Source organism: Lysinibacillus sp. Bpr_S20 (assembly GCF_023337835.1).
Taxonomy (GTDB): domain Bacteria; phylum Bacillota; class Bacilli; order Bacillales_A; family Planococcaceae; genus Lysinibacillus.
Genome location: NZ_JALNLQ010000002.1, coordinates 49,510 through 63,578 on the forward strand (window position 1 = coordinate 49,510; position 14,069 = coordinate 63,578).

The 14,069-nt window shown below is 36.0% G+C and carries 12 protein-coding genes and 1 riboswitch; of the genes, 7 read left to right on the plus strand and 5 right to left on the minus strand.

Annotation, left to right across the window (positions count from 1 at the left end):
* The first annotated feature begins 58 nt into the window (after positions 1-58).
* The 7 genes from MWJ95_RS04875 to MWJ95_RS04905 all read left to right on the plus strand — a co-directional run bounded on the left by MWJ95_RS04875 (position 59) and on the right by MWJ95_RS04905 (position 8,276).
* The gene (locus tag MWJ95_RS04875) at positions 59-946 is read left to right on the plus strand and encodes an ABC transporter ATP-binding protein (protein WP_249075249.1); all 888 of its coding nucleotides are present in this window, start codon (positions 59-61) and stop codon (positions 944-946) included.
* Positions 947-2,152, plus strand: coding sequence for an ABC transporter permease (locus tag MWJ95_RS04880; RefSeq protein WP_249104589.1), 1,206 nt, complete (start codon positions 947-949; stop codon positions 2,150-2,152).
* 299 nt (positions 2,153-2,451) lie between these two features.
* A complete protein-coding gene (locus MWJ95_RS04885) occupies positions 2,452-3,753 on the plus strand; it encodes a sensor histidine kinase (RefSeq protein WP_249104591.1) in 1,302 nt (433 codons plus the stop codon).
* Positions 3,754-3,775: 22 nt separating this feature from the next.
* Entirely contained in the window at positions 3,776-5,077 is a 1,302-nt protein-coding gene (locus MWJ95_RS04890) for a sensor histidine kinase (RefSeq protein WP_249104593.1), read from the plus strand.
* Positions 5,078-5,082: 5 nt separating this feature from the next.
* Positions 5,083-5,802, plus strand: a complete 720-nt coding sequence (locus tag MWJ95_RS04895; RefSeq protein WP_249104595.1) for a LytR/AlgR family response regulator transcription factor — start codon at positions 5,083-5,085, stop codon at positions 5,800-5,802.
* A 139-nt stretch (positions 5,803-5,941) separates the two neighbouring features.
* Complete coding sequence (locus MWJ95_RS04900; RefSeq protein WP_249075245.1) at positions 5,942-7,018, plus strand: nucleotide kinase; 1,077 nt, start codon at positions 5,942-5,944, stop codon at positions 7,016-7,018.
* A 58-nt stretch (positions 7,019-7,076) separates the two neighbouring features.
* Complete coding sequence (locus tag MWJ95_RS04905; protein ID WP_249104597.1) at positions 7,077-8,276, plus strand: glycine C-acetyltransferase; 1,200 nt, start codon at positions 7,077-7,079, stop codon at positions 8,274-8,276.
* Positions 8,277-8,720: 444 nt separating this feature from the next.
* On the opposite strand, the gene MWJ95_RS04910 is transcribed toward MWJ95_RS04905, so the two are convergent.
* The 5 genes from MWJ95_RS04910 to MWJ95_RS04930 form a co-directional block, all read right to left on the minus strand.
* Positions 8,721-9,881 carry an alpha-hydroxy acid oxidase gene (locus tag MWJ95_RS04910; RefSeq protein WP_249104599.1) on the minus strand — a complete coding sequence of 387 codons (1,161 nt, stop codon included), beginning with the start codon at positions 9,879-9,881 and terminating at the stop codon, positions 8,721-8,723.
* Between the two features lie 13 nt (positions 9,882-9,894).
* Complete coding sequence (locus tag MWJ95_RS04915; protein ID WP_249075241.1) at positions 9,895-10,566, minus strand: methionine ABC transporter permease; 672 nt, start codon at positions 10,564-10,566, stop codon at positions 9,895-9,897.
* The gene (locus MWJ95_RS04920; RefSeq protein ID WP_249104601.1) at positions 10,559-11,584 is read right to left on the minus strand and encodes a methionine ABC transporter ATP-binding protein; all 1,026 of its coding nucleotides are present in this window, start codon (positions 11,582-11,584) and stop codon (positions 10,559-10,561) included. The genes MWJ95_RS04915 and MWJ95_RS04920 overlap by 8 nt, the downstream gene beginning before the upstream one ends.
* Before the next feature lie 89 nt (positions 11,585-11,673).
* On the minus strand, positions 11,674-12,501 hold the full coding sequence (locus MWJ95_RS04925) for a MetQ/NlpA family ABC transporter substrate-binding protein (protein ID WP_249075239.1): 828 nt from the start codon (positions 12,499-12,501) through the stop codon (positions 11,674-11,676).
* Positions 12,502-12,589: 88 nt separating this feature from the next.
* Positions 12,590-12,694: riboswitch (SAM riboswitch) on the minus strand.
* Between the two features lie 181 nt (positions 12,695-12,875).
* Positions 12,876-14,039, minus strand: a complete 1,164-nt coding sequence (locus tag MWJ95_RS04930) for a pyridoxal phosphate-dependent aminotransferase (protein WP_249104603.1) — start codon at positions 14,037-14,039, stop codon at positions 12,876-12,878.
* Between the last annotated feature and the right edge of the window lie 30 nt (positions 14,040-14,069).

The following is a 14,069-nucleotide window of genomic DNA, read 5'->3' on the forward strand; positions in this document are numbered from 1 at the left end:
AATTATTGGCATCGTTGTTATTGCTATCATAAAAATGGTTAATTAGGAGAGATGCTTTATGACATTTAAAATCGAAAATTTAAATAAAAGCTTTGGTGATAAAAAAGCAGTAAACAATATTTCAATTCGATTAGAAGAAGGGCAAATATTAGGCATGCTTGGTCGAAATGGTGCCGGAAAAACAACTACCATTCGAATGATGTTAGAGTTAATTCCGAAAGATAGTGGACAAATTTTATGGAAAGGAAAACCTTTCTCCAAGAAGAACTTAAAAATTGGTTATTTACCAGAAGAGCGTGGTCTTTATGCGAAAATGAACGTTTTAGATCAAATTATTTATTTTGGTATGTTAGAAGGAATGGATAAAAAAGAAGCTAAAAGAGAGGCCCTAAAATGGTTAGAAAAGCTTGAAATCTCTTATGCAGCAAAGAAGCGCACTGAACAATTATCTAAAGGAAATCAGCAAAAAGTACAATTAATTACAGCAATTATACATGATCCGGAGTTTATCATATTAGATGAACCTTTCAGCGGGTTAGATCCAGTCAATGCTGATATGTTAAAAAGTGTTGTAAAAGAATTAATCGCTCAAAAGAAAACAATTATTTTCTGTAGTCATCAAATGGATCAAGTTGAATCATTTTGTAACCAAATTTGTATTTTGAAAGATGGGGATTTAATTGTGTCAGATCAATTATCAGCTGTAAAAAAATCTTATGATTATCGTTATTTAGAATTAGATACAACAGCTAACATTAAAGATTACTTAGCTTTGAAACAATATAAATTCACACAAGAAAATAATCGTTATAAATTGCGTATTCCACGAAATGATAAAATCCATCAAACGATTCGGGAAATTGATGAAAAGTTTGATTTACAAGGAGTTTCATTGAAAGAACCAAGTTTACATGAAATCTTTATTGAACGAACAGGGGGGGCGTAAATGCGCAATTTTAGCATTGTATTTAATAACGTTTTCAAAGAGGCTGTAAAAACAAAGGCATATTTATATATGACGATTGGTTTAGTAGGATTGAGTTTACTTCTCTTTGCCTCACCATCTATCATGAAAGTCTTTACTTCGAACAGTCCGGATGAGACTTATAAAATTGTCAATCAAACATCTTTAGAACTATCTGAAAAAGAGTTAACAGGGTTAGCCGGAAGCTGGACAATAGTAGAAAATGCGAATATAGAAGACCTAAAAGAAGATATAAAAACTAAGGAATTAACTGGATTCTTTGTATTAGAAGATCAAACGAATGTAATGCAATTGAATATCTACATGCCGAAAGTAAACAATGAAGTGCTACTTACGTTAGAATCTTATATTAAACAAAAGAAAGTAGCGTCAATTGTTGCTAAACAATCGATTGACACGGGTGTCGTTCAAGAATTGAATACACCACTCCAAAGCAGTGTTCAATCGTTATATGAAACAGAACCAAATGCGTTGTTTATTATTTACGGTTTAATAACTATTATGTTCTTTTCTATTTCAATATACGGTAACAACGTTGCAACAGCGATTGCATCTGAAAAATCTTCACGTGTCATGGAAGTCATGATTACAAAAGTGGCACCAGTCCCTATGATGTACGGGAAAATTTTAGGCATTGGTTTAGCTAGTTTAACACAATTATTTATTTTTATGGGTGCCCTTTTATTATGGGCAAACGTAGGTATTTTTGAAGTTCCTGAAGGCTCGTTTGTACAAGCTGTAATGGAAACTATTACATGGGGAACAGCAGGGTATATTCTTATTTTCTGTACCATTGGATACTTTATCTATGCAACTTTGTATGCAATTGTTGGATCCATGATAAGCCGCCCGGATGATTTAGCAAGTGCATCGATGCCAATTATGATTATATTAATGGCGAGTTTAGTAGTAGAGATGCTCTTTGTAGTGGATTCTCCAGAAGGAACGATGACGAATATAACTTCTTACATTCCATTTACGGCACCAACGAGTGTATTGATTCGTATTGTATATAATACGATTTCACCAATCGAAATTGCTGTTTCGCTATTAGTAATGATATCTTTTATTGCTTTATTTGCAGCAGTGGCAGCGAAAATCTATCCAAAAGGCGTTTTAAAATCAGATAGCTTAACATTTAAACAACTAATTCAATTTAATAGATAGTCCTGCGATTATAAGAACAAAATGTCAAGATCTTTTGTTATCAAAGGGCAAAAAGAATAATTGCTCTAGTTTATAGCAAAACTTAAACAAAATAGTGAACAGCCCGTAGCCACAATTGCTGGTTATGGGCGATTTTTGTACGTGGTAGCACGCGATGGGATGAACTTGTGGATGCATTTTTATATGGAGATTCTTGTAGAATGGAAGGATGAAATAGAATTTCCAGAAGAAATTAAAAGTACAGAATTTTTTAAAATGAAATATAATGGTCTTATAGTAAAATGTTAGGAGTATGATAAATGGATGTACTAACAGGAAAAATGCTACTAATGAGCATTATTCAGTTTTCTATGATGCTATTTTTCTGTACATATATTTTAGACTTATATTGGTCAAAAAAACAGTTGATTACTATTATAATTATTATATTTTTGCCAACTTTTTTGTTGTTCCCGTTTATTGGTGCGTGGTCAATGTTATATTGTTTATCGCTATTAGCTATCATGATGTATCGAGAAACAAAAGTTGTTATGAACATTCTTCATGTGTGTATGGCACTGATACTTTTAGTAATAGGGGACAATATTTCTAACATACTGACTTTTCGGTTGTTTAATGGGATAGGGAATGAGCAACTATCAATAATTAGTTATTTCTTTTTTTATATAGTATTTGGTCTAATATTTGCTTTTTGTTACAAAAGAATTGTGAAATATTTGATAAGTCGCTGGGTAATTAATAGCTTTGTTTCGTATATTTCGGTATTCCTTGGTATTACAACAGTCGTTTTTATGTACATCAATATCATGGCAATAGACTATGACAATTTCTATGAAAGTGTTCAAAATAATTTAGCGATGTTCCTAATTTATTTTGTATTACTTTCAATTAGTGTATTTGTCGTTTTATATTTAGCATTTAAACAATATAAAATGAAGCAACGTGAGCAAGAAATGAAAAACTTCGAATCCTATGTTACATCAATTGAACAAATTAACCAAGATATGCGCAAATTTAAACATGACTACATTAATATTTTATCTTCACTGCGTACATTTATTGATGATAAAAACTATGAAGGTCTACATACATACTTCTATGATCATATTTTAGAAGCGAATCATCATGAACAACTAAATCAACAAGCGATGATGATGCTAAATAACTTAAAAATAAACAGTTTAAAAGGGTTAGTGACCACGAAAATTTTACAAGCCCAATCACATCATGTACCGTTTTATATTGAAATTGTTGAGGAGATTACTGATATTGATGTAGATCCAATTCTTTTAAATCGCATGGTCGGCATTCTACTAGATAATGGGATTGAAGCTGCACGAGGAGTTGAAAATGGCGAAGTACGAATGGCGTTTATCCACATGGGTGAGGTTGTCTTATTAGTTGTGAGTAACACATTTGATAAGAAAATAGCTATAAAGGTACATGAAATTTATCAAGAAGGCTTTTCAACAAAGGGAGAAGAGCGAGGTTTAGGCTTAGCTAATTTACGTCAAATGACAAATGATTTACATAACGTCAATTTGAACACGAAAATTAGTCCTCCTTATTTTATTCAAGAAGTCGGGTTTCGAAAGGGATAGATAGTATAAAAAGGTGATTAAAGTGGATATAACGATTGAATTTCTACTAATAATAAACATTATTCAATATTTTATAATGCTCTTTTTCTGTAAATATGTATTAGACTTAAATTTTTCAAAAAAACAATTTCTATTTATTATACTTATGCTATTTTTACCAACAGATATATTATTTCTATTTATTGGACCAATATCTACCTTATACTATGTATTGATATTAGCAATCATGATTTATCGAGAAACAAAAGTTGTTATGAACATTCTTCATGTGTTTATGGCGCTTATTTTTTTAGTAATTGGCGATAACATATCGTATATAATTGCTTTTCGTTTACTTAATGAAGTAGGAAATGAGGAGCTAATTGTAATCGGCTATTTCTTATTTTTAATAGTATTTGCCATAATATTCGCCTTTTGTTACAAACGAATTTTGAAATATTTGATTGATCGTTGGGTATTTAATAGCTATGTTTCGTATATTTCGGTATTCCTTGGTGTTGCTACAGTCGTTTTTATGTACATCAATATCATGGCAATAGACTATGACAATTTCTATGAAAGTGTTCAAAATAATTTAGCGATGTTCCTAATTTATTTTGTATTACTTTCAATTAGTGTATTTGTCGTTTTATATTTAGCATTTAAACAATATAAAATGAAGCAACGTGAGCAAGAAATGAAAAACTTCGAATCCTATGTTGCATCAATTGAACAAATTAACCAAGATATGCGCAAGTTTAAACATGACTACATTAATATTTTATCTTCACTGCGTACATTTATTGATGATAAAAACTATGAAGGTCTACATACATACTTCTATGATCATATTTTAGAAGCGAATCATCATGAACAACTAAATCAACAAGCGATGATGATGCTAAATAACTTAAAAATAAACAGTTTAAAAGGGTTAGTGACCACGAAAATTTTACAAGCCCAATCACATCATGTACCGTTTTATATTGAAATTGTTGAGGAGATTACTGATATTGATGTAGATCCAATTCTTTTAAATCGCATGGTCGGCATTCTACTAGATAATGCGATTGAAGCTGCACGAGGAGTTGAAAATGGCGAAGTACGAATGGCGTTTATCCACATGGGTGAGGTTGTCTTATTAGTTGTGAGTAACACATTTGATAAGAAAATAGCTATAAAGGTACATGAAATTTATCAAGAAGGCTTTTCAACAAAGGGAGAAAATCGAGGTTTAGGCTTAGCTAATTTACGTCAAATAACAAATGATTTACATAACGTCAATTTGAACACGAAAATTAGTTCCCCTTATTTTATTCAAGAAGTTGAGTTTCGAAAGGAGTAGATAAGATGGATATTATTATTTGCGAAGATGATATAGCTCAATTAGAAAGAGCAAAAAAAACAATCGAAAACTACGCTATGATTGAAGACAATGGGATGAAAATTGTGCTGGCCACTACAAATCCTGATGATGTTCTAGCATTTTTAGAAAATGATAAAGCTGATTGCTATTTTTTAGATATAGATTTAAATCACGAAATTACAGGTATTGCATTAGGGACTAAGATTCGAGAAAAAGACCCTATTGCTAGTCTAGTATATATTACAACACATGCAGAAATGAGTTATCTTACATTTATTTATAAACTGGCTGCGTTAGATTTTATCATTAAAGATCACCCAGACTTGTTAAAAGATAAATTATTATCTACTTTGAAAGAAGCGCATCGACGTTATTTAAAAATAGGGGAACAAGATAACATTCAAAAATTTCAAATTAAAACAACAGGGCGTACTCATAATATTGACTTTCAAAATGTTTATTTTTTCGAAGCTTCCCCAGGCTCACATAAAATTATTTTACATTTAGAAAATGAACATCTTGAATTTTACGGTCGATTGAAGGATTATGAAGATTTACATGAAGATTTTTATCGTTGTCACAAATCGTTTATTGTAAATAGAAGCAAAATTAAAAATATCGATTCAAAGGAAAGAATCATTTTTTTAGATAATGGTGAAGTTTGTTATGTCTCAACTCGACTTATTAAAGGTTTAATGAAGTAAGGGCAAAATTTGTAGCCTTCTCTTTTAGTGAATGTTGTTGCTAAAAAGAGAAGGCTATATTTTTTTCACCCTCTGTAGGTTTTCATTTTTTAAAAGGTTCCTTCATATAATGCAAGGCATAAGAAAAGGGGGAGCGTTATTGAACGGAAATGTGACCTACTATTATGGACACGCACTGACTGGGCAAGGAATTAAACATTTATATAAAGAAATGATGGATGAAGCTGAATTAGTTTATATTTTGCAGGGTGCACCGACGTTTAAAGGATCAGAGCTTCTTAAAGAGCTGGGGTATTATTATGTGAAGCAAGGCTTTGCGGTGGAATGGTTTAAGCATGCGTTGCTGGAGGATATTGTTGAAGCAGTGTATGTTCAAGGATGTAATCGACTATTTGTATGGTCATCGGGGTGGGGGATTGAACCGATTCTCCTTGGCACAAAGCATCGGGTGATGTCATTTTATGATTGTTTAGAAGAAGTCCAACTTGAAAAGGTTGGTGAACAGCTTGCGGATGCAATGACGGAACGAGAGTCATGGCGCGAGAAGTGTATTTCAAAGCTTAATAGCGCTATAAAGATTCATGATGATTGGGAAGCTGTCACACAAAGCTGCATGAACTGGCAGGCATTAAATGATCAGGTTGAAAATTTAAAGACAGATATTTTCCAATCAATGGTCTTAAATAAAACTGGTATGCGCACGCATCGCTTACTCGGAACATTAACACCGAGGGGGGCTGAAAATACAGTAGATAGCATAACAAAAAATGTAGCTCGAAGATTGATGATCAAAGGGAAGCCCGGTACGGGGAAATCTTCGTTAATGAAAGGTTTAGCAGATGAAGCCAATGCGAGAGGGCTCGATGCGCAAATTATTTGGTGTGGCTTGGATTCAAACTCTGTTGACATGGTTATTATTCCGGAATTGAATTTTTGCATCTTTGATAGTACAGATCCACATGTCTTTGAACCTCAGGTCGGAAGACAAGGAGATGAAATTTTCGATATAGGGGTACATTGCGCAATTTCACAGGAAGCAGAAGCTAAAATTGAAGATATTCGGGCAAAGTATAAAGAAGCAATGCAGGATGCAATGGGTTATTCGAAGCGTTATGCGGAAGCAGAGTATATGGTCCGTCGATTAATCGATAATTGTGTATCATCATCTCTTTGGCGAGAAAAAACTGCCCCACTATTCGAAAGATTAACAAAGTAATTTTTCTACTAGCATGCTTGTGCTACACTAGGAACTAGAATAGTGTTCCTAGGAAAGGATGATACGCTTGTCAAAAGTATTGAATGCATTTTTAGATGAAAACCTACAAGCCTTACGCAATCAAGGCTTATACAACGAAATTGATCCAGTAGAGGGAGCAAACGGCCCAACTATTCAGGTACGTGGCAAAAATCTAATTAATCTATCCTCAAACAACTATCTTGGCTTAGCAACGAATGAAGATTTAAAGCGTATTGCAAAAGAAACAATTGAGATATACGGTGTGGGGGCTGGAGCAGTCCGTACGATTAATGGCACACTTGATTTACATGTAAAATTAGAGGAAAAGCTCGCTAAGTTTAAAGGAACAGAGGCAGCGATCTCTTACCAATCAGGTTTTAACTGTAATATGGCAGCTATTTCAGCTGTTATGGATAAAAATGATGCGATTCTTTCAGACCAATTAAACCATGCATCGATTATTGATGGCTGTCGTTTATCACGTGCGAAAATCATTGCCTATCATCACTCTGATATGGACGATTTACGTGCGAAGGCAAAGGAAGCAAAAGAATCAGGCTTATACAATAAAATCATGGTCATTTCTGATGGTGTATTCTCAATGGATGGTGATATTGCAAAATTACCAGAAATCGTTGAGATTGCAAAAGAGTTTGATTTAATAACATATGTCGATGATGCACACGGTTCAGGTGTAATGGGTAAAGGAAAAGGTACTGTAAAGCATTTCGGTTTAGAAAAAGAAATTGATTTCCAAATTGGTACACTTTCTAAAGCAATTGGTGTTGTTGGTGGATATGTAGCAGGTAAGAAAAATTTAATTGACTGGCTGAAAGTACGTTCTCGTCCGTTTTTATTCTCAACGGCATTACCACCAGGTGATGTTGCTGCGATTACAGCGGCAGTGCAAATGCTAATTGACTCAACGGAGCTTCACGATAAGCTTTGGGAAAATGGCGATTATTTAAAAGCAGGTCTTGCTAAACTAGGCTTTAATATTGGTGCATCTGAAACGCCAATCACACCATGTATTATTGGTGATGAAAAGCTTACGCAGGAATTTTCTCGTCGCCTATTTGAAGAGGGCGTCTATGCTAAATCAATCGTTTTCCCAACGGTTCCAAAAGGCACAGGACGTGTTCGTAACATGCCTACAGCGGCACATACAAAAGAAATGCTGGACGACGCTCTAGCAATCTATGAAAAAGTAGGCCGTGAACTAGGCGTTATTCAATAAAAAATGGGGCTGCCTCAATAGGAGGTAGCCCCTTTTAGTTTTATATGGATAAATAAGGCAAAGTGATAAATAAGGCAAAGTGATAGATGGGTCAAAGTGATAGATAGAAGACAGAGCGACTGATAGAAGAGCCGAAGCGGATAGAAGAGTTAAAAGCGTGGATAGAACCGTCAAAAGCGTGGATAAAAGAGCCAAAGTGACGGATAAAAGAGCCGAAGTGACGGAAAGAAAGCAAAGTGACGGATAGAAAGGCAAAGCGACGGAAAGAAGAGCTGAAGTGACGGATAAAAGAGCCGAAGTGACGGAAAGAAAGCAAAGCGACGGATAGAAAAGGCAAAGTGACGGATAGAAGAACCAAAGCGACGAAAAGCTACCCCGAAATGCCGGGGTAGCTTTATTTTAAGTGAGTGACTTTCGCTGTTTGTAGCGTTCATCTGTATTCATTCATTGACGATCGGTTACATCTTTTTTCACCATTGTGATATTACGTAGTTGCTTTATAGATATTGCCCCCGCTAATGCGAGCGAGACTTTTAATTCATCATATAAATTTGTCATTACTTTTTCGACGCCTTGCTGTCCTTCTAATGCAAGTCCGTAGACGAAGGGACGACCTATGGCAACAGCATCTGCTCCTAAGGCGAGTGCCTTAAGAGCGTCCATACCACGATACACACCGCTATCTAAAATAACAGGAATTTGTCTCTTTACGGCTTTTACAATGCTTGGGAGTGCGTCAAGTGAACCAATTACGCCATCCAATTGGCGACCGCCATGGTTCGATACGATGATACCGTCGATGCCGTTTTCTATAGCTAGCTTGGCGTCTTCAGGGTGTAAGATTCCTTTTAATAAAATAGGGAGATTAGAACGGCGCTTTAATTCACGTACATTCTCCCAATTTAATGTTGGATGGAAGATATTTTGCAAAACACCCTGTATATATGACTCAAATGAATCATCTGGTAAGGAAGCCGTAAAAACAGGGTCATTCATATAGTTTCCTCGTGCATACCCAAGCTTTAATGGTGAAAATTGATTGCGCACATCTTCTTCACGCCAGCCAAGCATGACTGTATCTACAGTTAAAACAATAGCTTCAAAACCAGCAGCCTCGGCTCGAGCGGCCATACTATAGGCAATTTCCTCATTTGTTGACCAATATAATTGAAACCATTTAGTAGCCGCGGGAGCCGTTTGAGCTACATCTTCAAGTGCGTAACTTGAAACTGTACTTTGGATATAAGGAATTTTTAATTGCTCAGCTGCACGTGCAACGGCAAGCTCTCCTTCTTCATGCGCCATTTTGTTCATGCCAACAGGAGCAAATAAGAACGGAGTTGGATGTACTTTTCCGAATAGTTCAACCGATGTGTTAATACTTGAAACATCATGTAAAAAGCGTGGAATAATAGAGTATTTTTCAAAGGCTGCACGGTTATTTCGCAATGTTTGCTCACCGCCAGCACCTGAACGGATGTAGCCAAACGGACCAGCTTCCATCTTGTCTGCAACGGCTTTTTCTAAATCTGCAAAGCAAATAGGGAAGGGGGCTTGGGCTTTAATATTTTTTAACAGTAGATCGCCATCTGTTGTTTTTGTCATCGAAATCCTCCTATTAATCTTTTTTTAGTTTCACGGCAAAGCGGTTACCTATCGATTGAATACTTTGAACAAGGATGATTAGGATAAACACTGTCGCATACATCACATCGACCTCATAGCGTAAGTGTCCATAACGGTATGCGAGATCACCTAAACCACCAGCGCCAACCATTCCTGCCATGGCTGTTGCTCCAATAAGACCGATTGTGGCAATCGTTAAACCTAAAATAATGGATGGGCGAGCCTCACGTAGTAGGACATTCCAAATGATATGACGGCGTTTAATGCCCATTGCTGTATAAGCTTCCACAACACCTGGATCAACTTCTAAAAGTGCAGTTTCCATAAGTCGCGCAATATAAGGCGCTGTATATACAACAAGCGGCACGATAACACCTTTTACACCAATAGTTGTGCCGACGATTAGCTTTGTGAACGGTAAAATGAAGAATAGTAAAATAATGAACGGTACAGAGCGAATAATATTAATAAATAAATTGAAAAATTGATAGAGAAATTTATTTTCAAACGATTGCCCCGGACGAGTCAAAACGATTAATAGTCCTAAAGGAATCCCAATTAAAATAGAGAAGAATAATGAAATCCCGACCATTTGAAAGGTTTCGATAATAGATTTCCAAATAACATCTGACCAATCTGCAAAGAAGCTTTGTATACTATTCATGTAATTCGCCTCCTAACTCCTCAACGTCTACCCCGTTTTCTTTAAAATACTTCAGTGCCTTTTCTACGATATGCGCCTTACCATGTAGATGCACGACAATATTACCAACAATGCCGTTTTTTAATTCAATGATATTGGCTGTTAATATATTTGGTTGTACATCATAGACTTTGCTCACTTCTGCAAGTAATGGTTTCCCTGTACTTTCACCAAGGAATGTTAAACGAATCACACTTCCCGAGACATTTAATTGCTTGATAAGAGAAGGAGATAAGTTGCGTTGAGATATGGTATTTAAAAACTTTCGGGTCGTTAAATGCTGAGGCTTTGAAAAGAGTTCTATAGCAGATCCATTTTCCACAACCGTCCCTGATTCAAGAACGGATACATCATCGCAAATTTTTTGAATAACATTCATTTCATGTGTAATGAGTAAAATAGTGATGCCCAGCTCACGATTAATTTTCAAGAGAAGATCAAGAATAGCGTCAGTTGTTTCGGGGTCGAGAGCACTTGTTGCTTCATCACTGAGTAAAATCTCAGGTTCTTGGGCAAGGGCCCGTGCGATAGCGACACGTTGCTTTTGCCCCCCTGAAAGCTGACTAGGGTAACTATCTAATTTCTCTGTTAGGCCAACAATTTCTGCATATTTTGCAACGCGTTGTTTCACCTCAGAGTCACTATAGCCAAGAAGCTTTAATGGTACCGAGATATTGTTGTATACGGTTGCTGTTTTTAAAAGGTTAAAATGTTGAAAGATCATGCCGATTTTTTGACGGGTTTTACGAAGGTCGTTAAGAGAAAGGGAAGTAATATCTACATGATCAATCAATACTCTTCCTGTTGTTGGACGCTCTAATAAATTGACACAGCGTATAAGGGTACTTTTTCCGGCACCACTGTAGCCAATAACTCCATGGATTTCACCTTTTTTGACATGCAAGTTAATACCATCTACTGCTTTGACGATACCTTTTTTAGTTTTAAATTCTTTTGTTATATTTTCTAATTGAATCATCTGTGATATCTCCTTTCTAAGCCCTTCTATAAATCAAGAATCTGCTAGTCTCGCAGATTCTTGATTTTATGAAAGGTCCTTAATTGTTACTACCAGCCTGGAATAACAGAACCTTTGAATTCTTCTTCAATAAATTTGCGTACTTCATCCGATTGATAAGCTTCAACAAATTTCTTTATTGTTGGATCATTCTTGTTTTCTGCACGTACCACAATGTAATTAACATATGGAGAGTCAGTAGATTCTAAAAGAATGGAGTCTTTTTTAGGATTAATGCCTGCATCAAGAGCGAAGTTCGTATTAATTGCTGCTAGATCTACTTCACTAAGCTGCTTTGGAATTTGTGCAGCCTCTAATTCAATGAATTTCAAATTCTTTTTGTTTTCTTCCACATCGCGAATAGATGCTGTTAAGTCTGCACCGTCTTTTAATTTAATATAGCCTGCCTCTTGAAGGACGAATAGGGCACGGGCTCCGTTTGTTGGGTCGTTTGGTAATCCGAATGTTGCACCATCAGGAACTGCATCCAATGATTTATATTTCTCAGAGTATATGCCCATAGGATTTAAAATTGTTTTTGCTACTGGCACTAAATCTGTATTGTGATCTTTGTTAAATGCATCGAGGAATGGCTTGTGTTGATAATTATTTACATCAAGATCACCTTCGGCTAACGATGTATTTGGTAACACATAATCAGAGAAAGTTTTTAGTTCTACCTCTAAGCCATTTTTTTTAGCAACTTTTGCGGCAACCTCTGTAATTTGTTCGTGTGGTCCAGAAGTTACACCTACTACAATCTTATTCTCATTAATAGCCTTACTTTCTTTACTATCTTCTTTAGAACCACAGCCTACTAATGCAGCTACCAGTGTGAGACTCGCTAAACCTAATAAAATTTTGTTTTTCTTTTTCATGAAACATACCTCCAAAGTTGTATTATCGGTTTGTAAAAATAAAAAAAACCTTCTTATAAACTAAGAGAGGCTCATGAAAAATTGTCCTCTCTTATCTTTCAAACGATGATCGTTTGCAGGATTTAGCACCTTCCTTAAAAAAGGAGGTTGCCGAGCTTCATAGGGCCAGTCCCTCAGCTACTCTTGATAAGAGATTTATAATATTTTTTTGTAAATCCGATAGAACTAATATAAATTATAGGATATTGTAAGTCAATTGAATTTTTAAAATTTTTTATTTTATTATAATATTTAGCCGCGAAAGAATTGCTAAAACTGTCCCATAGCAAGTTTGAAACAGTTTTTCGAAAGTAGGGGATTGCAATGCTCATGAGCTAAAATAAGTTTAATTTTTCAATTCTGCTGATTGCTTCGCGTAAGCGGTCTTCGCTAACAAGTAAACCAACCCGTACATAGCCTTCGCCGTATTGACCGAAGCCATTGCCTGCAGCTACTGCAATATCAGCTTTGTCTAGCAATATATCGGTAAATTGTTCACTCGTAAAACCAAGTGGAACAGGGAGCCATGCAAAGAAAGAGCCTTTTGGTGCTGTGACTTGCCAACCAATTCGCTTAGCTTCTTTGATCAGGACGTTTCGCCGGCGCTCATAAGTCGTTCTTAGCTGATCAGCACAACTCTGGGAAGCAGTAAGTGCAACTGCCGCGGCTTGTTGCACTGCAGGGAATTGACTACAAAATAGATGATCTTGAATAAGGTTAATGGCTGCAACAATATCAGGATTACCAACTGCAAAACCTATGCGCCAGCCTGCCATATTATACGTTTTGGATAATGTATACATTTCGATACCGACATCTTTAGCACCATCAGCCTGCAGGAAGCTGATAGGTTGATTGCCGTCAAATCCAATCGCCCCGTAGGCAAAATCATGTGATACGATGATGTTATGCTTTTTTGCAAAGCGTACTGTTTCCTCGAAAAATTCTAGTGTTGCAGTACCTCCAGTTGGGTTGTTTGGGTAATTCAAGTAAAGAAGCTTTGCCTTTTCTTTAACTTCATCGGATAAAGCATTATAATCAGGCAGGAAATTGTTTTCTGCAAAAAGTGGCATGACTTCAAAATTAACATCACCCAATACGACACCAGATAAGTAATCTGGATATCCGGGATCAGGTAATAGCATTGTATCACCGGGATTTAAAACGGCTAACGGTAGCTCAACAAGGCCAATTTTCGTACCACCGAGAATAGCAACCTCTGTTTCAGGGTCAATATCCACATTGTATTGACGTTTGTAGAAGTCTGCTGCGGCCACTCGTAATTCTGCTATGCCACGAAATGGAGAGTATTTATGATTTTGAGGATTTTCTGCCGCCTCCTGTAATGCTTGAATAATGTGTGAAGGAGTGGGTTGATCTGGATTTCCTTGACCAAGATTGATAACATCACGCCCTTCAGCAAGAGCAGCGTTTACTTTTTGCACAAGTGCTGCAAAAAATTGAGTTGGGAGTTGCTGTAGTTTTTTTGAGAATTCCATGCACGACCACCTTTTTCAGAATATAATAAT

Excerpts from the sequence above, each read along its gene's own strand:
- MWJ95_RS04875 (WP_249075249.1), top strand. The coding sequence starts at position 59 with ATGACATTTAAAATCGAAAATTTAAATAAAAGCTTTGGTGATAAAAAA.
- MWJ95_RS04880 (WP_249104589.1), top strand. The coding sequence starts at position 947 with ATGCGCAATTTTAGCATTGTATTTAATAACGTTTTCAAAGAGGCTGTA.
- MWJ95_RS04885 (WP_249104591.1), top strand. The coding sequence starts at position 2,452 with ATGGATGTACTAACAGGAAAAATGCTACTAATGAGCATTATTCAGTTT.
- MWJ95_RS04895 (WP_249104595.1), top strand. The coding sequence starts at position 5,083 with ATGGATATTATTATTTGCGAAGATGATATAGCTCAATTAGAAAGAGCA.
- MWJ95_RS04905 (WP_249104597.1), top strand. The coding sequence starts at position 7,077 with ATGATACGCTTGTCAAAAGTATTGAATGCATTTTTAGATGAAAACCTA.
- MWJ95_RS04910 (WP_249104599.1), bottom strand. The coding sequence starts at position 9,881 with ATGACAAAAACAACAGATGGCGATCTACTGTTAAAAAATATTAAAGCC.
- MWJ95_RS04915 (WP_249075241.1), bottom strand. The coding sequence starts at position 10,566 with ATGAATAGTATACAAAGCTTCTTTGCAGATTGGTCAGATGTTATTTGG.
- MWJ95_RS04920 (WP_249104601.1), bottom strand. The coding sequence starts at position 11,584 with ATGATTCAATTAGAAAATATAACAAAAGAATTTAAAACTAAAAAAGGT.
- MWJ95_RS04925 (WP_249075239.1), bottom strand. The coding sequence starts at position 12,501 with ATGAAAAAGAAAAACAAAATTTTATTAGGTTTAGCGAGTCTCACACTG.
- MWJ95_RS04930 (WP_249104603.1), bottom strand. The coding sequence starts at position 14,039 with ATGGAATTCTCAAAAAAACTACAGCAACTCCCAACTCAATTTTTTGCA.